This is a genomic window from Pseudochrobactrum lubricantis, from assembly GCF_041929865.1.
In the GTDB taxonomy this organism is placed as follows: domain Bacteria; phylum Pseudomonadota; class Alphaproteobacteria; order Rhizobiales; family Rhizobiaceae; genus Pseudochrobactrum; species Pseudochrobactrum saccharolyticum.
Window position 1 is genome coordinate 334,754 of the sequence record NZ_JBHEEE010000001.1, and the last position, 19,547, is coordinate 354,300.

General features: G+C 53.2%; 16 protein-coding genes and 1 pseudogene. 4 read left to right on the forward strand and 13 right to left on the reverse strand.

The features are described from left to right. Window positions 1–71: 71 nt before the first annotated feature. The 9 genes and pseudogenes from JNC80_RS01455 to JNC80_RS01495 form a co-directional block, all read right to left on the reverse strand. Window positions 72–1,637 (reverse strand): ABC transporter substrate-binding protein, encoded by a 1,566-nt coding sequence (locus tag JNC80_RS01455; protein ID WP_116086565.1) that lies wholly within the window; start codon window positions 1,635–1,637, stop codon window positions 72–74. Window positions 1,638–1,830: 193 nt separating this feature from the next. After that, window positions 1,831–2,517: a GntR family transcriptional regulator gene (locus JNC80_RS01460; RefSeq protein ID WP_075654225.1), complete on the reverse strand. Its 687-nt coding sequence runs from the start codon at window positions 2,515–2,517 to the stop codon at window positions 1,831–1,833. A 207-nt stretch (window positions 2,518–2,724) separates the two neighbouring features. Next, window positions 2,725–3,756, reverse strand: coding sequence for an ABC transporter substrate-binding protein (locus tag JNC80_RS01465; RefSeq protein ID WP_376709621.1), 1,032 nt, complete (start codon window positions 3,754–3,756; stop codon window positions 2,725–2,727). A gap of 68 nt (window positions 3,757–3,824) precedes the next feature. After that, a complete protein-coding gene (locus JNC80_RS01470) occupies window positions 3,825–4,949 on the reverse strand; it encodes an NAD(P)/FAD-dependent oxidoreductase (protein WP_376709279.1) in 1,125 nt (374 codons plus the stop codon). After that, on the reverse strand, window positions 4,946–6,364 hold the full coding sequence (locus tag JNC80_RS01475; RefSeq protein ID WP_376709280.1) for an FAD/NAD(P)-dependent oxidoreductase: 1,419 nt from the start codon (window positions 6,362–6,364) through the stop codon (window positions 4,946–4,948). Before JNC80_RS01475 ends, JNC80_RS01470 begins: the two co-directional genes overlap by 4 nt. Further along, window positions 6,364–6,690 (reverse strand): (2Fe-2S)-binding protein, encoded by a 327-nt coding sequence (locus JNC80_RS01480; RefSeq protein ID WP_151158583.1) that lies wholly within the window; start codon window positions 6,688–6,690, stop codon window positions 6,364–6,366. The genes JNC80_RS01475 and JNC80_RS01480 overlap by 1 nt, the downstream gene beginning before the upstream one ends. 6 nt (window positions 6,691–6,696) lie before the next feature. After that, on the reverse strand, window positions 6,697–7,491 hold the full coding sequence (locus tag JNC80_RS01485; RefSeq protein WP_022710884.1) for an ABC transporter permease: 795 nt from the start codon (window positions 7,489–7,491) through the stop codon (window positions 6,697–6,699). 4 nt (window positions 7,492–7,495) lie between these two features. Then, window positions 7,496–8,374, reverse strand: a complete 879-nt coding sequence (locus JNC80_RS01490; protein ID WP_075654219.1) for an ABC transporter permease — start codon at window positions 8,372–8,374, stop codon at window positions 7,496–7,498. Window positions 8,375–8,376: 2 nt separating this feature from the next. Then, window positions 8,377–9,423, reverse strand: a pseudogene (locus JNC80_RS01495) (ABC transporter ATP-binding protein). 245 nt (window positions 9,424–9,668) lie between these two features. Here JNC80_RS01495 and JNC80_RS01500 point away from each other — a divergent pair. Further along, entirely contained in the window at window positions 9,669–10,484 is an 816-nt protein-coding gene (locus tag JNC80_RS01500) for an IclR family transcriptional regulator (protein WP_022710880.1), read from the forward strand. A gap of 46 nt (window positions 10,485–10,530) precedes the next feature. On the opposite strand, the gene JNC80_RS01505 is transcribed toward JNC80_RS01500, so the two are convergent. Beyond that, window positions 10,531–11,439 carry a LysR family transcriptional regulator gene (locus JNC80_RS01505; protein WP_376709281.1) on the reverse strand — a complete coding sequence of 303 codons (909 nt, stop codon included), beginning with the start codon at window positions 11,437–11,439 and terminating at the stop codon, window positions 10,531–10,533. Between the two features lie 252 nt (window positions 11,440–11,691). Here JNC80_RS01505 and JNC80_RS01510 point away from each other — a divergent pair, with 252 nt between their 5' ends. From JNC80_RS01510 to JNC80_RS01520, 3 genes are all read left to right on the forward strand, one after another. Next, a complete protein-coding gene (locus tag JNC80_RS01510) occupies window positions 11,692–12,486 on the forward strand; it encodes a transporter substrate-binding domain-containing protein (protein ID WP_376709282.1) in 795 nt (264 codons plus the stop codon). Between the two features lie 152 nt (window positions 12,487–12,638). Then, window positions 12,639–14,150, forward strand: a complete 1,512-nt coding sequence (locus tag JNC80_RS01515; RefSeq protein ID WP_376709283.1) for a M81 family metallopeptidase — start codon at window positions 12,639–12,641, stop codon at window positions 14,148–14,150. A gap of 146 nt (window positions 14,151–14,296) precedes the next feature. Further along, the gene (locus tag JNC80_RS01520; RefSeq protein ID WP_376709284.1) at window positions 14,297–16,060 is read left to right on the forward strand and encodes a LysR family transcriptional regulator; all 1,764 of its coding nucleotides are present in this window, start codon (window positions 14,297–14,299) and stop codon (window positions 16,058–16,060) included. Here the strand turns inward: JNC80_RS01520 and JNC80_RS01525 are convergent. Genes JNC80_RS01525 through JNC80_RS01535 form a run of 3 tightly spaced genes read right to left on the reverse strand, consistent with a single transcriptional unit; the run spans window position 16,045 to window position 19,547 of the window. Continuing rightward, window positions 16,045–17,133 carry an acyl-CoA dehydrogenase family protein gene (locus tag JNC80_RS01525; RefSeq protein WP_376709285.1) on the reverse strand — a complete coding sequence of 363 codons (1,089 nt, stop codon included), beginning with the start codon at window positions 17,131–17,133 and terminating at the stop codon, window positions 16,045–16,047. The two genes, JNC80_RS01520 and JNC80_RS01525, sit on opposite strands and share 16 nt — an antisense overlap. Before the next feature lie 11 nt (window positions 17,134–17,144). After that, entirely contained in the window at window positions 17,145–18,320 is a 1,176-nt protein-coding gene (locus JNC80_RS01530) for an acyl-CoA dehydrogenase family protein (protein WP_376709286.1), read from the reverse strand. Between the two features lie 33 nt (window positions 18,321–18,353). Continuing rightward, window positions 18,354–19,547, reverse strand: a complete 1,194-nt coding sequence (locus JNC80_RS01535; protein ID WP_376709287.1) for a CaiB/BaiF CoA transferase family protein — start codon at window positions 19,545–19,547, stop codon at window positions 18,354–18,356.

Consider the following 19,547-nt stretch of genomic DNA (forward strand, 5'->3'; position numbering starts at 1 on the left):
AAAAACAGAAACAGCGCCTGCAAATGAACCTTGCAGGCGCTGTAAATATCGAAATTCAGCAAATATTATGCTTATTTAGCAATACGCGTCAGCCAGTGGCGCGGCTTATTGTCGGCACGAATGGTGACATCTTCCACTTTTTTGGTCATGCCCCATGCCATCGGCTGCTGATGCAGAGGAATCATGATCACTTCGGATTTAACAATGCCGAGTGCCTCGGATTCCAAAGCCAGACGCTTGTCACGATCCATTTCCAGCGCTGCTTTTTCCGTCAGCGCATCGAGTTCAGGATAAGACCAACCGCCATAGTTTGCCACACCGGCAGCGCCTTTGCGCGATGACAGAACCTGCACCAGAATGGAATAGGCATCCAGTGTCGGCTCATTCGCCCAGCCGATCATGAACATATCGGATTTACCGCTGGAGCGTTTCGGTGCCTGAACAGCACGCGGCCCGATATCCAGCTTCGGCTTCAGACCGACACGGCTCAGCATGGTGACGATCACCGAGCAGACATCCTCTTCATTCACGCTCTCATCATTCATGCAGAGATAGGTGAATTCTGTGCCGACAGCACCGGCTTCTTCCAGCAGTTTTTTAGACAGTTCCGGATCATATTTTGTCGGGATATCCAGCTCTTTCGTATAGCCCGGAATTTCCGGTGCAACGACAGTACCGGCCGTATGGGTCATGCCGCGCATGACGCGTTTTGCCAGCAAATCACGGTCAATCGCATGGTCAATTGCCTGACGCACACGAATATCGTTGAAGAAATTGTCGCGGCCGTCGTTCAGCTTTTCCTTGCGGTTAAACACCAGATTGATGGTGCGCAGATCAGGGCGCTGCTCCACACGGATATCCGGTGTGCTTTCCAGACGCTTTACATCCTGCAGCGGCACACCATCTACCAGATCAATCTCGCCGGAAAGCAGGGCTGCAACACGGGTTGCAGGCGAGGCAATCGGGGTAAATTCAATACGGTCGAGATTGTGCTTCGGTGTATCCCACCAACCATTATGTTTGACCAGAATGGTCTTGCTGTCCGGCACACGGCTTTCGAGCTGGAACGGGCCTGTACCATTGGTGTGGAAGGTTGTGTAACCTTCAACCTGACCGCCAACATCGGTCGGCATTTCAGAATTGTTTTTCACCAGCCAGTCGCCGTCAAACATGAAAATATTGGTCATGTCGTTCAGGAAAAGCGGGCTTGGCGACGAAACTTCAATATCAACGGTGTAATCATCAACAGCCGTTGCGCCAACAAACAGCGGAATATTGCCGCGCAACGGTGAAGACGGATGGCTGACACGCTTCATGGAAGCAAGAACATCCGCGGAGGTGAAATCGGAACCATCCTGAAATTTCACCCCTTCGCGCAGCTTGAAGCGCCAGACCTTATTGTCGATCAGCTCCCAGCTGGTTGCCAGCGCAGGCTCAACAACGAACTCAGGCGTATAGCGCACCAGACCTTCGTAAATATGGTTCAGAAACGCCAGATTGGACGTGCTGCCATAGGAATACGGATCCAGCGAGAAAATATCGCGTGCACCGCCCCAGCGCAGTGTCTCAGCAAAAGATGCAGTGCTGATACAGGTTGCAACCGTACAGAATAATAGTTTTTTCAGTAGTGAAGTCATAGTCGTCCCTCTCGCCGACAGATAACAGCACCCTCCTTTTCCTCAGACGGGAGAGTGCCGAACAGGATTGAGACGATGTTTTATGCAGACATAATTGTCAACATATTTGTCATCAAATATTTTAAACAATATAAAAAACTCCGGCAGGCCTGCGGCTTACCGGAGCTAAAAATCGCGTAATTAAAAATGGAAATCAGAGCAATGCGGCGCGCAGACTGGAGGACTGATCTTTGTCATCTTCCAGTTCCAACTCACATTCGACACGGTCGAGATGTTCAATCACGGCTTTGATTGCCGTTTCCGTATCCCCGCGCGCAATATGTTCGACAATTGCCTGATGCTCATCCGGCCCGCAATTATGCAAATGGCGTGAGCGATAAACGGCCGTAATCAGCGATGTGCGCGAGATCAGATCTTTAACAATACCATAGAGGAAAGATGACCCTGCAAGCTCTGCCAGCAACAGATGAAACCCGCCGGAAAGCCGGATAATATCCGTGCGATTGCCCTGCCGGTCAGCATTGCGCTCTTCTTCCACATGGGCATTCAGCCGCTGAACATGCTCTTTATTGATATTCTCGCACAGGCGCTCAACCACACGATGTTCAATAGCGCGGCGGGCATAGAACACATCCCGCGCTTCTTCTACCGATGGCTCTGATACAAATGCACCGCGATTGGCCTGAATTGTCACCAGCCCTTCGCGTTCCAGTGTTGCCAAAGCCTGACGGATACGCGCACGGCTGACATCAAAAATTTCCGCCAGCTCTTCTTCTTTCAGCCGCGTGCCGGGCTTCAGCCGCCGCTCGGCAATCGAGAGCCATATCCTGTCAAATATCTGACTTGCCGGCGTAGCCTGGGCACTTTCTGCCTTGGACATGGAAACTCCCGTTATTTCACTTATCTCTCAATTCGTATCAGGCATGCATAATCCTGCCTGTTTAATTATTTTCAAGAGAATGTCGACATGATTGTTCTGAATATTGCTGCTGAATGTCTGACAAATAGGTGTAAATATCAAGAAGGTAAAATAAAAGCCCGCGATCAGAGATCGCGGACCATATAGTTTCAAGCAAAAAGCGGCTGATTAACGCTCGATTGTACGGTTCCAGCGGCTGTTCCATGCCTGACGGTTTTTATTGACCGCATCCCAGTCCAGAACATTTGCAGTTTCCATGTAACCACGGAATGCTGTGAGCTTGGCAGCTGCATCTTCAGTGCCGGCCTTAGCATTGATGTTCGAAGGAATGATATTTCCATTGTCCAGAGCAAGGCTCTGGGCATCGGCGGACAGCAGATAATGTGCCAGTTTCTGGCTCAGTTCCGGCTCACTATTATTGGCAATCACACACTGGGTAACGGCCAGCACGACGGAACCTTCTTTAGGCTGCGCATATTCCACCGGAATACCTTTGTCCTTCAGATTGTTCACGCCGGTTGGTGTCAGCGGGAAAATAGCCGCTTCGCCGGTCTGCACCATTTCAGAGATTTTGGCCGAGCTAGGAATGAACTCGATCACATTCTTGCCGATGGTGTCGGAGAATTTCTCAAAACCCGGCTCAACATTGTTTTCATCGCCGCCCTGAATGCGGTTAAACATCAGGAATGCGTGAAGGCCAAAGCTGGAAGCTGAAGCGGACTGAAACACAACCGCATTGGCGAATTTAGGGTCAGCCATATCCATCCATGAGGTTGGAGCTGCCCAGCCTTTTTCATCAAACAGCTTTTTATTATAGGCAAGACCGGTCATGCCCATATCAACGCCGATGGCCATATCGTCTTTCAGACGCGCTGCCGGCTGGATTTCTTTCAGCACCGGATCATCAGAGATCGGCTGGCAAAGATTGCTGCCGATAGCGCGTACCATCACACCGTCGTCCAGCAGCATGACATGCATCTGCGGATTGTCTTTGGCAGCGGTTGCTTTGGCCAGAATATCGGCTGAAGTGCCCGGAACCACAACAACTTTAACATTATTGGCTTTTTCAAACGGCGGCAGAACATGCTCGGTATAAGCGCGTTCAAAATTGCCGCCATTCATGCCGATATAGAGTGTCTTGGTTTCTGCCTGTGCAGCTGTTGCAACAGCAGCGGCACCCAATGCCTGAACGGAAACCATTGTCAGTTTAGAATTCATTTCGTGCTACTCCCATTATGAAGATTAAAGATTGCCTTATCCGCCCGTTCTCAAGCAGAAAGGTTATGAAAACGATCAATGCTGAAAGCCCCGATCGGTATGTTGCTTTGGCCTTGTGTTACCAGATCACACAGCACCGCCCCCACAGCTGGTGCGGTCTGAAAGCCCGCTCCGCAAAAACCAAAAGCATGAAAAAGCCCGTTCACCTTGGAACTCGCGCTGATAACCGGATTGCCATCCGGCATTTCAGCCTCAGTGCCGGACCAGAAGCGGATAACATGGGCATGTTCCAGATGCGGAAACAGCGCAATTGCCCGCTGCATAACAGATGAGGCGGCAGTCACCGAAGGTCGGGAATAGTCCGGATTATCCAGCACAATTCCGCGCCCGCCGCCCATCACATAATTACCGCGCGTCACCTGACGGCCATAGAAGCTGCCGCCCTCTTCGCCCATGCTCATTGGCAGGCGATAAGGCAGCGGCTCTGTCACCACCATTGACGGATAGATTTTTTTGAGCGGAACGCTCTCACCAAACTGGCTGGCAAACTGATCCGACCATGCACCGGCCGTATTGACCAATTGGCGGCACCGGATTTCCACGTCCTCACCGGCCTGCAACACAAAACCACTGCCGGTACTGACAGCCTGATGCACCGGCATATGTTCCAGCACCGTGGCACCGGCAGCGCGGGCTGCACGGGCAAAGGCCGGAGAAACCAGACGCGGATTAGCATGGCCATCATCATGGCAGAGTGATGCTCCGGCAACATCGCCGGTCAGCCACGGGAAACGTGTTTTCACGGCCTTGCCGCTGATGAGTTCCAGCTCCAGACCATGCGGACGCACACGCGCCGCATAGGCTTCGAGCTTGGCGAAATCTTCTTCCGTGCGTGCCAGTTTCAAATGACCACTGCGCTGATATTCACCATCAATGCCGATCAATTCCGGCAAACGAGCCCAGATTGCATGAGACAATTCCGCCAGCGGCAGCTGTTCTACGCCGCGCCCCTGACGGCGCACACCGCCATAATTGACACCGCTGGCCTGCGCGCCGCAGAAGCCCTTATCCAGCAGGATCACCGACAAACCGGCCTTGCGTATCGCCAGTGCCGCAGAACTGCCGACCAGACCGCCGCCGATAATGGCTACATCCGCTTCCAGACGTCTGGTCATGATACCACCTCGTCTTCAGCCGCCTGCTGCATCGCACCAAAACCCAGCGGCACCGGCTTCACCGGCGCCTGCGCACGCAGCCGCCCGATTTCAGATGCATCAATATGCAATTGCGATGACAGTAGTTCCGTGGCTGCAGCCGTACACATCCGCCCCTGACAACGCCCCATACCGACACGGCTCAGCGCTTTCAGACGGTTGATCTCGCGAATACTGCCGCCGCTGATTGCATTGAGTGCCTCGCCCACGGTGATTTCCTCACAGCGGCACAAAGTGACCTCAGGGCTGACAGTCTCAAACCAATCGCGCGGAAACGGAAAAGCCTTTTCCAGCAGGTCGCGTTCGGTGATGATCTTTTGATGCGCTTTTTGCAGTGCATTAATGCGCGCTGCATCAACGGGAAGTCCGCGCTTCTGCACCAAAGACAAGGCGGCCATTTCACCGGAAATTTCCGCTGCATCGGCACCGGCAATACCGCTGCCGTCACCGGCAAGGTAAATGCCCTGCTCGCTGCTCTGTCCCTGTGCATCACGCACCGGCAACCATGCTCTGTCGCGGCTGTTAAATTCAAAAGCACAACCGGCGAGATCCGCCAGCTGTGTTTCAGGACGCAGCGCAAAACCATAGGCCAGCGCATCGCAATCCAGCGTTTTAACACCGGATTTGCCTTGAATATGATAGCGGATACCCTCAACATGGGTTTTACCGACAATACTGTCAGGACGCGCATTATAAATGGTTTTCACACCGGCAAGACGCAATTGCATGGCATAGAACATGCCCAATGCCACAATGCGCGGTGCATGGAGTGCCAGTTGTGCCAGATGCAATTTGGCTTTGAAAGGTGCCGTATCCAGCACCGCCACAACTTTGGCACCGGCTTTCATATATTGCCATGCCACCAGATAAAGCAGCGGCCCCGAGCCCATGAAAACCAGCTTGTTTCCGATGGTCACGCCTTGTGCTTTCAGTGCCGTTTGCGAGGCACCGAGCGTATAGACACCGGGTGTTGTCCAACCTGAGAATGGCAGAACACGATCCGTCGCGCCGGTCGCCACAATCAGTTCGGAACATTCAATCCGGCGATAGCTGCCATTGGAAATCACATCGAGAAAACGTGTGTCGCCGCTTGGCGAAATATTCCACACCAGCGTTTCCGGATGATAATCAATCGCCGGTCTCAGCGCTTCAAAAGTCTCATGCAGCGCTTTGGCTTTTGATGCTTCCGAACCGTAGCGCTTGGCATAGGAACGTCCGTCATCAATCAGCGGCTGGCGATAAATCTGCCCGCCTGCCCGCAAACCTTCATCCAAAACAACAGGACTCAAACCAGCCTTGACCAATACTTCCGATGCACGAATACCCGCAGGCCCTGCTCCGATAATCACCGGCTGTAAATCGGCTTTGGCCATCATCACACTCCGGCGTCCACAGGTATGGCTGTTACAAAACGCATACCTTCCTGCAACGGCGTGGTGCAGGCACGAAGGCGCTGCCCCTCTTCCGTCATAACATAGCAATCCTGACAGGCACCAATCAGGCAGAAACCGGCACGGTTCTCACCGGTGAACTCGGTTTGGCGCACATGGGAACTCACCGCCATAATAGCAGTCAGCACCGTGTCGCCGAGGCGTCCGACCTGTGCAACGCCGTTCAGTGAAAAGCCTATTGGCTTTTCATCCTGACGGTAGCGGCGGTGAAATTGCCCGCCGCTATGTGAAGTTTGCGTTTGAGCACTCACTGCGGATCAGCCTTTTCCGACCAGAATACGATCCAGACCAAACAGGCGATCCAGAATGACCATCGCAACCGTTGCCACAAGGATCATCAGGGCAGAGACCGCAGCCATCATCGGATCAATCGATTCACTGGCATACATATACATGCGCACCGGCAGAGTGACTGTTGACGGCGAGGTCACGAAGATCGACATTGTCAGCTCGTCGAAACTATTGATGAAAGCCAGCAACCAGCCACCGCTCACACCCGGCAACAGCAATGGCAGGGTGATGCGTTTGAACACTGTCCATTCACCGGCACCCAGTGTGCGGGCGGCATTTTCCGCATTGCGATCCATACTGCTGAGCGAAGCCAGCACCAGACGCAGCGCGTAAGGTGTGATGATAATCGCGTGCGTTGCCACCAGCCAGAAGAACGAACCGCTCATACCCATCAGCGAGAACAGACGCAGGAACGCAACGCCGAGCACCAGATGCGGAATAATCAGCGGCGACAGGAACAGCGCATTCAGTGCATCGCGCCCCGCAAAATCATAACGGGTGATTGCCAATGCTGACGGCACCGCCAGCAAAGTGGAAATCGTCGCCGCAAGGAAGGCCAGTTTCAGACTGTTTCCGAAGGAGGTCATGAAATCATTATGCTTGAACACGGCTTCAAACCAGCGCAGCGACAACCCGTTCCAAGGCATTGTCAGCGTGTTTTCCGGTGTGAAAGCAACAAGGCAGACTACCACCATCGGCGCCAGCATGAAGATGACAACAAGGCTGTGAAAAATCAGAGCAACAGGACCATTTTTCTGCATGATATTACCCCAGCTTCCGTTTGGCCTGACCTTCAATCATACGATTATAGGCAATCATGATGATGAGGTTTGCGACGAGAACAATGATGGCAATGGCAGCACCGAGCGGCCAGTTGAGCTCAATCATGAACTCGTCATAGACAACGGTTGCAGCCATTTTCAAACGGCGGCCACCGAGCAGGCCGGGAATAGCAAAAGAGCTTGCCGACAAGGCAAAAACGATCAGGCTACCGGAGAGAATGCCGAGCATAGCCTGCGGAAACACGATACGGCGCAGCGCCGTAAAGCGTGATGCACCAAGTGTCAGCGCTGCGGCTTCCACCGTCGGGTCGAGTTTCTGCAACACTGTCCAGACCGGAATAACCATGAATGGCAGCATGATATGCACCAGACCGATAACAATCGCGGTTTCGGTATAGAGCAGCTGCACCGGCTCCAGCCCGACTGTTGTCAGCGCACCATTGATGAAACCATTACGGCCAAGGATCATGCTCCAGCCGAAGGTACGTACCACAACCGAGACCAGCAGCGGGCCGATAATCACCAACAGGAAAATCGAGCGCCAAGGAGAGCGCATATTCGAGAGAATATAGGCTTCCGGCACGCCGATCACCACGGCAATCACTGTTGTGATCAGCGCAAGACGCAAAGTGCGCCAGAAAATCGACAGGTAATAATCATCCTGCAACACTTGCGTATAATTGTGCAGGGTGAAGGTGTTTTCGATACCGGTGTCGTAATTATAGCTGTTGAACGACAGAATGACTGTCAGCGCCAGCGGCAGCAGCACAAGACCGATGAAAAGCAAAGTCGCAGGCCCTGCCAGAAACAGCGGAGCAAAGCGGCGTTTTGCCTGAGATGGGGCGGCAGAGGTTGCGCTCATGGTCAGGCCGCTCCGCCTGCAAGCATCCGGCAATCTTCATGCTGCCAGACCAAACCAACTGTTTCGCCTTCTGCCGGTGGCGGTGTGCCAACATTTGGCAGCGACACAGACAATTGTCCGGCAGGTGTTGCAACCGTGACAAACCACTGGCTGCCCATAAAATAGCGGGCGGCAACAGTACCATCCACATGACCGGCACCGGCTGCGGTGAGGTTCAGTTTTTCCGGACGGATGAACAGAGAAACCTTGTCGCCGCTCACAGGTTGCTCCGGTTTGAAGCGTATTGCGGTATTTTCAATCGCCAGCATATCCGCTTCAACCTGCGCACTCAGGAAGTTGGACTTGCCGACAAAGTTGGAAATGAAATCATTCCGCGGATGCTCATAGAGCTTATAAGGCATATCAACCTGCGTGATATTACCCTTCTCCATCACCACAATACGGTCGCTAATCGACAAAGCTTCCGCCTGATCGTGGGTCACCATAATGGTGGTAATGCCCACAGCACGCTGAATGCGGCGCAGCTAAAACTGCATTTCTTCACGCAGCTGCGCATCAAGATTGGACAAAGGCTCATCCAGCAGCAGCACCGGCGGATTGATCACCAGCGCACGGGCAATCGCCACACGTTGACGCTGACCGCCGGACATCTCACGCGGATAGCGGTCGGCCAATGCGGAAAGATGCACAAGAGCCAGCGTTTCTTTCACGCGTTCATCACGCTCCGCTTTCGGCACTTTGCGCATTTCCAAACCAAAGCTGACATTCTGCGCAACGGTCATATGCGGAAACAGTGCATAGCTCTGAAACACCACGCCAAGCTGACGCTGAGCCGGAGCCGTATAGGTAATATCGCGACCATCCAGCGTGACAGAACCGGATGATGGCGTCACCAGACCGGCGATCATCTGCAATGTCGTTGTCTTGCCGCAGCCGGAAGGACCGAGCAGAGAGATAAATTCACCTTTTTCCACAGCCAGATCGAAATCTTTCACCGCTGTGAATTTTCCATAAATTTTGGAAACCTGTTTCAGGTTCAAAAAGCTCATGCATACCTCCCTGAGCAGTACCGGCATTTCTGCGCTGCGGGTTATCCGGCCGTTTACCGCTCTCTCAATCGGCCTGTTTCATGGCTGCCTTGTAACAAGGGCATGCGGGCAGATTTCACTTAAAGCGGAATTTATCCAATAATTGACAGAAATTTTGCGAATTAGACAAATTCTATTTTCTATTCTGAAATATTTTATATAGTTTAATCCATAATACGGAATTATTCCAATTCAAGAGTCGCGCAATGAGTGAAAATACGAAATCCCCTGTGAATACGAGCCTCACAAAAGCCATCCAGATTTTAAAAGGACTGGCCGCTCATTCACGGGACGGAATGCGGCTAATTGATCTGGCACGCGAGCTGGAACTCAGCCAGCCATCCACGCATCGCCTGCTCAAAAGCCTGATCAGCGAAGGACTGGTTGAGCAGATCAACGACACAAAATCCTATCGCCTCTCACTGGATTTTTTCTGCATGGCAGCGCAAACCCGCCAGCGTGATGGTATATTGGATTTTGCCCGTCCGGCACTGCTACGTCTGTCAGCTACCTTTAACGACACTGTATTTCTGCTTGTGCGCAGCGGTTTTGATGTCGTGTGTCTCGACCGCGTGGAAGGCCCGTTTCCGATCCGCTCTTTCACAGGTGATATCGGCGGAAAAGTTCCGCTCGGTATTGGTCAGGGCAGCATCGCCATTCTGGCTTTTCTGCCGGAAGAAGAGCGCGAGGCGATTATCCGTTTCAACATGCCGCGCATTCTCGACCGCGCAGCGATTGATGAAGTTGATCTGCGCATTATGATTGACAGTGTAAGACAGACCGGCGCTGCCCATATGAATTTTGAAATGATTGAAGGCATGGCAGGACTCGGCGTGCCGGTGCTGGATCAGAACGGTACAGCCGTTGCGGCACTGAGTATCGGCACACTGGCCTCGCGCCTGACAGAACAGCGCCAGCGCACCATCGCTGATCTTTTGAAAAAAGAAGCCGCGCTGATTTCCAGCAAGCTCAATCCGTTTGATGCGACATTGCGCTATCCAAGTCAGGCGCTGTCGCGATAAATCATTCACCGCTGTATCCTTGCCAGATGCAGCGGTACTACCGGCCTCAGCCGGGCAATTCTGGTGCATCCTGCTGCTTTCGCCGCAATGCAACCTCTCTGAGCAACCAGTCGAGGAAGTCCTTTGTCACCGGCTTTGACCGGAACAAGTCCTCCTGACATACAAACTGGTAAGTCTCCTGCGGTTCAAAGCAATGTTCCGAGACCAGAAACATCTGGCCGGTTTTAAGCTCCTGCTCAACCAGCGCCTGATCGATCAGCGCCACACCCTGTCCCTCTTTAACCGCCTCCAGAATAATATGCTGATCGTCAAAAATCAGATCCTGCTGACTATGACCAAGCATCAGGCCAGATGTGGCAATCCAGCTCTGCCATTCCGATACGGAGCGATAATGCAGACGGTTGCTGCATAAAAGTTCTGTTGCACTCTTATATTGATTACGGATGGACGTCCCGCAAACCGGTACCAGCCTTTCACGCAGCAATTGTTTTGAGAATTTTCCGGCCACACCACCCAGACGATAATCGATCACAATATCCGGCTGACCAGATGCAGGCACATTGGTATCGAGATGGGACAGATGCAGCTGCAGACCCGGATGCTGCGCCAGAAATTCAGAAATGCGCGGCGCAATGATTTTCATCGAAAAGAACGGCCCCACTTTCACACGCAACACCTTCTGCGCCGTGCGCGGGCTGATATGGCGGATTGTTCCGGCCAGATCGTCAAAGGCACGCTGACAGGATGTGAACAGCAGACTGCCTTCCTGTGTCAGTTCCACACCATGCTGTCTGCGGATAAACACCCGCAAACCCAGATAGTCCTCCAGCAGACGGATCTGATGGCTGACCGCGCCCTGCCCGACGCATAATTCATCCGCTGCGCCTGTGAGACTGCCGCAGCGCGCAGCGGCCTCAAAAGCCCGCAATGATTTCAGTCCGGGTAAATCACGCATCTTTCATCCTGTCCGGAATTTCTCAGATATGAATTATTTCGATATTTTAAATCAATTTTTTCACATTGCATACAGGTTTTAAATCCATCATGCTGGCAATTGAAAAAACAACAAAAATTCAATTAAATTATTAATATCAATGTTTTAATTGATATTAAATTAGTTTCACACGGCGAATGGAAGCGCCAAGAACAAGCCTTTATTCTAAAATCAGACATTAGAAGAATGAAGGGCAACATCGGGGAATCTTTAATGAAATCAGCATTCATATCAGCGGCAAGCCTGATCGCTCTGGGCATTATGACCGCTCAGGCTCCGGCGGCAGAAAAACTGCGCATCGGCACAGAAGGTGACTACAAGCCGTTCAATTATGTAACCGGCAGCGGCGAAATCAAAGGTTTTGACTATGATATCGGGCAGGCCGTCTGCGCTGAAATGAAAGTTGAGTGCGAATGGAGCACGCATGAATGGTCGGGGATTATTCCTGCCCTGCAATCCGGCAAATTTGACGTGATGATCGCCTCAATGGCCGTCAATGAAGAGCGCAAAAAACAGGTTACTTTCAGCAATCCGTATTATTTCAATGCCATGCATTTCATTGCCCGCAAGGATCTCGGCATTCAGGAAATCTCCAAAGAAGCCCTGAAAGGCAAGGTCATCGGCACTCAATCCGGCTCGGTTGCGGTCGATACGCTCAAAGACTATTTCCCTGACAATGAAGTGAAACTCTATCCTTCGCTCAGCGAGGTATTCCTCGATATGGACAGCGGTCGTCTCGACATGGTTCTGGAAAGCCAGATGGCACTGAGCGACTGGCTGGCGCAGGACAGCGGTAATTGCTGTGAATTTGCCGGTAAGCCTTTCATTCTGGATGCGGCACAGGGCAATGCAATGGCCGTGCGTAAAGACAGCGGCGATCTGGCAGAGCGTCTCAACACCGCGCTTGCAGCCATCATCAAAAACGGCACTTACGACAAGATCCGCCAGCAATATTTTGACTTCGACATTATGGTTCGTCCGGTCAATGCCAGCGCCTATCTGAAGTAAATCTGCACACCTCAGATCATTTCTTCCCCCGTAGCCTGCAAACAGCGTTCCGTTCACAGGCTCATGCTTTCTGCCCTGCTCACAGCAAAAGCAGGCGGGGCAGAAAGCCTTTCGCTTGCAATATCAATACCGCATAAATGAAAGATGCCCCTATGAGCTTCAAAGTCGCCGTTCTTGAACTCAATCAGGAAACCAATACTTTTTCCATGCTGAAGACCGCTTTGAAGGACTTCCATCTCTGCCACTATTTTAAAGGACAGGAAATCGAAACCCACTGCCGCGGCACCAATTCCGAGATCGGCGGCTTTATCGAATGTTGCGAAGCCTATGGCTGGGAGCCGGTTTATACGGTTGCCGCCCGTGCCGAACCGGGTGGCTTGGTAGAAAAATCCATGATCGAGCATTTTCAATGCGATGTGGCTGAAACGCTAGAAGGACACAAACCGGACGGCGTGTTCATTGTTTTCCACGGCGCTATGTGCACGGAAAGCGCGGATGATGCCCAGATCGAATTGCTGCAATTCATCCGTGGCATTGTCGGCAATGATATACCGGTTGCCGGTACATTCGACTTGCACGCCAATAGCGCACCGGAAATGAGTGCGCTGCTGGATATTGCCGTTTCTTTCCGCACCTATCCGCATGTGGATATGGCTGAATGCGGACGTAAGGCAGGTAAATTGCTTGAAGACGCGATGCGCGGTCAGATCAGCCCTGCGATTGCTGTGCGCCAGCCGCCAATGCTGAATGGCTGTAATGACGGCCGCACCACCCATGCTTGCGCCATGACTGAAATTCTGGAGATCGCAGACAAGATTGCAGCACAGGACGGTATTCTCGCCACTTCGATCAATGCCGGTTTTTATGATGCCGATGTGTTTAACACAGGCCCTTCTGCTGTGGTTTGCTATGACCGCAATAAGGTGAATGAAGCTCAAGCCGTTAGTCACGCCGAACAACTGTGTCAGGAAATTTGGAACCGTCGCGAGGATGAGGATAACCGCTTGCAGGCACCGGAAATGCCCGAGGCAATCCGTGCGCATTTTGCCAATAACACCAAACAAGGCCCGCTGGTAATCGCCGACTTCTCCGATAATCCGGGCTGCGGTGCCTATAGCGATGCGACCACAGTGTTGAAGGGCTTATTGGAAACCAATGTCGGGCGGGCGGCCTTTGGTGCTTTCTGTGACCCGCAGGCCGTTGCAGAACTGGCAGCGGCAGGTATCGGTGCGCAATGCACTGTCAGCCTTGGCGGTAAAGTTGACCCGAAAATCGGTGGCGGTGCAATTACGCTGACCGGTGAGGTCATTGCCATTTCAGACGGCAATATTACATTTGAGGGCCCGATGTTTCAGGGGCTACCAGCCTCACTTGGCAAAAGTGTCTGCTTCCGTGTCGGCAATACCGACATGCTGATTTCGTCGGAACGTCAGCAAATGCTGGATAAAAACCTGTTCCGCAGTGTCGGCATTGAACCTGCTGATTATGATATTGTGGTAGTGAAATCCCAGCAGCATTTCCGCGCCGCTTTCGGGCCGATTGCCTCAGCGATTATTGAAGTGGATGCCGATGGGTTGAGCACAGCCAATCTCGGTGCCCGCGATTATAAAAAACTGCGTCGCCCGATCTATCCGCTGAACGCGGAAACAACATTCAGCGTCTGAGCAATACATCGTATAACAACAAAACCGGCTCTGCATTGCATGGCCGGTTTTGTTTTGTCTGCTTCAATCCTGTTTTTAAGCTGGTCATTTGTATTGGGGAACAGTTATAGAAAACTATCCTTTAAAAACATAAAGCTGCACAGACCATGGAACTTCGCTCTCTCGCCTATTTTGTTCTGGCCTGCCAGTATTATAATCATGCAGAAGCGGCCAAAGCCGAGCAAATTTCCCCCTCCACCCTCAGCACCGCAATTTCTGCGCTTGAGACGGAATTGGGGCTGGAGCTTTTTGTGCGCGGCCCCAAAGGTCTGGTGCCAAGCGAAGCCGGACGCTGGCTGTTTCAGCAGGCGACTGCGACCTTGCAGGCAGTAGAAACCGCCTTCTCCGGCAAGGCCATTTCAACTGCGCTGAAAGTCAGCTCACCGCTGCACTTCATGTTTGGCAAATTATCCCGTGCGGCAACGGCTGCCGTGCGCCCGTTCCGACTTTCCCATCCTGAATATTATGCACAAGTGCATTTCCGCTCACCTCTCATCAGCGCCTTCGACACCAGTAAACCTGAGAATACAGATATTCTGCTGGGCTATGCTTCGCAAAATGGCAGCGAGCAAGAACAATTTCTGTTTGATGATGAGTGGATTGCCGTTGCAGGCGGCCTTGTGCCCGATGAAGATCAGGCTCCGCTCAGCCCTGAGGATTTACGCAATTACAGCCTGTGGCTGCCGCCGCTCTTACCGGCCGAAGAAGCCCGTATCCGCGCCTATTGCCGCCAGCATGATCTGCCTGCGCCGGAGATGACATCGGAAGATGTGGGGATTTTCACTCGTCTCAAGCAAGCCAAGCAGCCGGTACTTCTGCTTGCACCGCATAGTCTGCTTGCCAGCGGCATCAGCCGCAATGATCTTGCTGTGCTGCAATTGGAAAACCCGTTGCATAGCCCTGTCACAGCGAAAATCACCACCAAAGATGAAAAGCTGACTGTCGTCGCACAGGATTTCATCACACTGGTGCGTGAAGAACTGAGCAGACAGACCGTGACGCTCTATAATCCGCCGGTGTCGCTGCGCGATATTCAGAGTATTCTGACGCTCTATCATTGCCGCAATATGAGCGAAGCCGCCCGCAGGCTCAATCAGACCCAGCCTGCCTTGTCCGCACAATTGCGCAAGACAGAGCAATTGATGGGCACAGCGCTGTTTGCCCGCCATTATAAAGGCCTGCATCCGCTGCCGACAGCGGTGCATAAAGCCCCTTTGCTGCAAAGCGTGCTCAATCTGGCTGATGCGATCCGCCAGGGTGCACAGCAAATTGCAGTGATGGACGAGCCGGTGATTTCTTTCGGCCTCAGCCCGATGATCTTGCTCAGCCCGATAAGTGCTACAGCCATCAGCAATGCGATGAGGGAATGGCAGCTCCTGTGCCCGCATGTGCTTTTGAAAGTGAGTGAGGCACCGGCGCATGTTCTGCAAGAACGCTTGAAGCAGGGCGAGTGCTCTATTGCTCTGCTCGAGAGCACAATACACCCTGAAAATGCTGCGTTCTTAACCGATCTGGGGCCGCTGCAATATATTTCCGATATTGATGCAGAGGACGCACCGCTGGCCTTGCCTGCTACTGGTGACAGTATCCGCAATGCTTTGATGCAAATGCCGGAAGCGACAGACTATCAACCGGCGCTGGAAACCCAGTCCCTGCAATTATGTCTGGCACTTGCGGGCAACGGCTACAGCACGATTATCCCTGCGGCACTGGCAGACAATATCACTTCCGCCAAGCCGTTGTTACAGTATACTTTGCCGGATGCGCCGCATTTTTATCTGACTGCGGGCACCAGCGGCACCCGCAATCTCAATGAACCGGAGCATATTTTGCTCGCTTGTTTGCGCAAGACGTTTCAGGCAGCCAACTGACGATAGGCTGCCATATAGGCTTCCGCCTGACCGAAACTGTGTTCATTTACCAGCAGGCGCTTGACCAGCGGGGAAATCGCACATTCCTCGGTCATGCCGATACCACCGTGAAGCTGAACGGCCTCCTGCGCGATATGACGGGCTGACCATAAAGTCTGCACCCATGCGGCAAGAGTCAGAGCGCGGGCATCTTCCGCACCATTGTCCTGCGCTTCCGCTGCAGCTTCGACCAAAGCTTTTGCCTCATCCAGCGCCACCGACATATCCACGAGACGGAACTGAATGGTCTGGAAAGAACCAAGCGCTTTGCCGAATTGCTTACGCATCCGCATATAATCCAGCGTCTGCCGGTAGAGATTATCCATCGCGCCAAGACTGTCTGCGGCAACAGCAATCAGAACATCTGCGGAGCAGGCTTCAATGTGCTGTTGCGTATCATCACCGGATAGCAGCACCTGAATATCCGCCGGTGCAATATCTGCCGTGATCTCACTCATCGTCCGGCCGTCAATCATCGACAACTGACGGAACTGCGCCTTTTCCGCAGAGACCAGACACAAAGCAACGCCACTGCCTTGTTGCACCAGACACAACAGTTTTTCAGACGCACGTGCACCAAAGACCTGTTGCTTGTTGAATGCCAGACCAGTGCCGGTCAGTTCCGGCAGGTTAGCAGACTTGATCCCCTGCGCTGCTGTCGCCAGTTGACCGGCAATGCCTATGCGCAGCTCACCGGCGAGGAAGTTCTCCAGTAATGGCTCAACATCCGGATTGCTCTTCTGCGCTTCACATAACAAACTTGCTGCCAGTGCCGCACCGCAAGCAAAATCTACCGGCAAGGCAACACTTCCCAGAGCTTGTGCCACCGCTGCCAGACCTTCTGCGCCCAGCTCCGCACCACCCGATGCCTCCGGCAGCGCAAGACCAATCAACCCCATTTCCGCAATCTGCGGCCACAGATCGAGATCATTTTGCGGCAATCCGTTTTCCGGTGTGTGATCAGCAGCAAAGCGGGTCACAAAATCCGTCAGCATCCGCAATTCGTCTGCTTTTTCTTCGCGTGTTTTCTGCATATCCGCTCTCCTCACCTTAAACCCAGAACCTGCTTGGCAAGGATCATGCGCTGAATTTCATTTGATCCGCCCCAGATCGTCAATTTGCGCAAATTGAGCCATGCAGCAGCGGCACCGGCAGCCGCCGGATTTTCCGTCTCCGCCTCACCATCAAGGAATGCCTCGCTGTAGGGCAGCACCTGCGCACCAAAAATATCCAACCGTAATTGCGCCAATGCCTGAGCAATCTCAGTGCCACGGATTTTGAGCTTTGAGGCTTCGGGACCCGGATTTTCACCCGCTTCACTCTGTGACAGGAGTTTCAGTTCCATATGTTCCAGCGCCAGACGCTGGATTTCAATCCGCGTCATACGATCCTGCAATAGCGGATCATTCGCTACACCAAGACGTGCGGCATCTTCTTTCAATTCACCGAGAATACGCTTGGAACGCGCAGCACCGGACATGGAAAAACGCTCATATTCGAGCAGATATTTGCCATAGCCCCAGCCTTCTCCTTCGGTACCAATCAGGTTTTCAACCGGCACACGCACATCATTGAAGAACACCTCGTTAAACTCGGCCTCACCATCCAATGTGCGGATCGGGCGAACCGTAATACCGGGGGTACGCATATCAATCAGCAGGAAGGAAATGCCCTGCTGCGGACGTTCGCCTTTATGCGTCCGTACCAGACAGAAAATCCAGTCTGCCCATTGCGCCCATGTTGTCCAGATTTTCTGACCATTGACCACATAATGATCACCATCCCGCACAGCGGAAGTTGTCAGCGAAGCCAGATCAGAACCTGCCCCCGGTTCGGAATAGCCCTGACACCAGAATGTCCGGTTCTCGCGAATATCCGGCAGAAAACGTGCCCGCTGTTCGTCATTCCCAAAGGAATGGATAACAGGCCCCGCCATGGCAATACCGAACTGACATGGATGCGGTGCGCAAATCGCACCATATTCCTGCTCAAACAAATAGCGTTGCACCGGTGTCAGACCGGCACCGCCCATCTCTTTGCTCCAGCCGATTGCATACCAGTTGCGCGCTGCCAGCACTTCCTGCCAGCCGGTCAGATCCTCCTTGGTCAGGCGAATATTGTGCCGCACCTTATAGGCCAGTGCTTCCGGCAGATTGGTACGCAAATAAGCGCGTGCATCCGCTGCGAATGCGCGGTCGGCATCCGTAATCTGTAGTCCCATTCTTGTACTCCGTCCCTTAAATCACAAAGATAATCAGACAATTCCGGCGCTTGTCAGCGCACTGATCTGTGTCTCATCCATATCCAGAAACTCCCGCAGAATATCCGCACCATCAGCGCCCAGCTCCGGTGCCTGCCGGATATCACCACGCGGCAAGCCGTCGAAATGCACCGGCTGTTCCGGCACCAGCAGCTTACCCAATTGCGGATGTTCAACTTCATGCAGCAATTGGCGATGCTGCGCATGGGCGCTTTGTGCGGCCTCATCCACCGACCAGATTTCTGACACGGGCAAACCGGCTTTACCCAATTTCTCTACCACTTCGGCAGCAGTATAGTGCCGTGACCAGTCTTCGATCTCTGCCTGCAAAGCATCACGGTTCTGACTGCGCAACTGGTCAGAAGCAAAACGCGGATCATCTGCCAGATGCGGCTTGCCCAGCGCCTCTGCGAGACGGGCAAAAAGCGCCTTGTTGGCCACAGCAAGAATGAAAGGCGCATCCGATGCAGCAAAAGCACCAAAAGGCGCAGACAGCGGATGCTGATTACCAAAGCGTGCAGGCCGGTTGCCACTGCCCTGCCATCCGGCGAGCACAGTCGGCAGCAGGCTGAACAGTGCATCAAACATAGCCACATCAATCCGCGCGCCCTGTCCGGTAACCGAGCGGCGGTACAGCGCGGCAGAAATCGCCTGCGCCGCATAAATACCGGAAACAATATCGCCGATGGAGTCACCAACCAGTGTCGGGGCACCCGATGCCTCGCCGGTCACACTCATCATGCCAGACAGCGCCTGCGCTACCACATCATAGCTCGGCATAGCGGCCATCGGCCCTTGCTGGCCAAAGCCGGAGACGGAGCAATAGACCAGATCCGGTTTCAGCGCCTGCAACTGTTCTGCACCAATCCCCAAACGATCTGCCACACCCGGGCGGAAATTTTCCAGCACCACATCGGCTTTCAGCGCCAATTCCTGCGCGATCTTCACCGCTTCCGGCTGACGCAGGTCGAGTTTCAGGCTGCGCTTATTACGGTTAAACAGCTGAAAATTGATACTCTGATTGTTACGCACCGCGCCCATATAGCGCTGATCGTCGCCCTGCGGCGGTTCGACCTTGATGATCTGCGCGCCCTGATCCGCCAGAATGGCAGAGCAAAACGGCCCTGCCAAAACGCGGGAAAAATCCAGCACCGTAATACCCGCAAAAGGTTTCTGCTGCTTCACCAT

Bases quoted from the DNA above. Each gene is read 5' to 3' on its own strand.
- JNC80_RS01455 (WP_116086565.1), bottom strand. From the start codon at position 1,637: ATGACTTCACTACTGAAAAAACTATTATTCTGTACGGTTGCAACCTGT.
- JNC80_RS01460 (WP_075654225.1), bottom strand. From the start codon at position 2,517: ATGTCCAAGGCAGAAAGTGCCCAGGCTACGCCGGCAAGTCAGATATTT.
- JNC80_RS01465 (WP_376709621.1), bottom strand. From the start codon at position 3,756: ATGGTTTCCGTTCAGGCATTGGGTGCCGCTGCTGTTGCAACAGCTGCA.
- JNC80_RS01470 (WP_376709279.1), bottom strand. From the start codon at position 4,949: ATGACCAGACGTCTGGAAGCGGATGTAGCCATTATCGGCGGCGGTCTG.
- JNC80_RS01475 (WP_376709280.1), bottom strand. From the start codon at position 6,364: ATGATGGCCAAAGCCGATTTACAGCCGGTGATTATCGGAGCAGGGCCT.
- JNC80_RS01485 (WP_022710884.1), bottom strand. From the start codon at position 7,491: ATGCAGAAAAATGGTCCTGTTGCTCTGATTTTTCACAGCCTTGTTGTC.
- JNC80_RS01490 (WP_075654219.1), bottom strand. From the start codon at position 8,374: ATGAGCGCAACCTCTGCCGCCCCATCTCAGGCAAAACGCCGCTTTGCT.
- JNC80_RS01500 (WP_022710880.1), top strand. From the start codon at position 9,669: ATGAGTGAAAATACGAAATCCCCTGTGAATACGAGCCTCACAAAAGCC.
- JNC80_RS01505 (WP_376709281.1), bottom strand. From the start codon at position 11,439: ATGCGTGATTTACCCGGACTGAAATCATTGCGGGCTTTTGAGGCCGCT.
- JNC80_RS01510 (WP_376709282.1), top strand. From the start codon at position 11,692: ATGAAATCAGCATTCATATCAGCGGCAAGCCTGATCGCTCTGGGCATT.
- JNC80_RS01515 (WP_376709283.1), top strand. From the start codon at position 12,639: ATGAGCTTCAAAGTCGCCGTTCTTGAACTCAATCAGGAAACCAATACT.
- JNC80_RS01520 (WP_376709284.1), top strand. From the start codon at position 14,297: ATGGAACTTCGCTCTCTCGCCTATTTTGTTCTGGCCTGCCAGTATTAT.
- JNC80_RS01525 (WP_376709285.1), bottom strand. From the start codon at position 17,133: ATGCAGAAAACACGCGAAGAAAAAGCAGACGAATTGCGGATGCTGACG.
- JNC80_RS01530 (WP_376709286.1), bottom strand. From the start codon at position 18,320: ATGGGACTACAGATTACGGATGCCGACCGCGCATTCGCAGCGGATGCA.
- JNC80_RS01535 (WP_376709287.1), bottom strand. From the start codon at position 19,547: ATGGTGAAGCAGCAGAAACCTTTTGCGGGTATTACGGTGCTGGATTTT.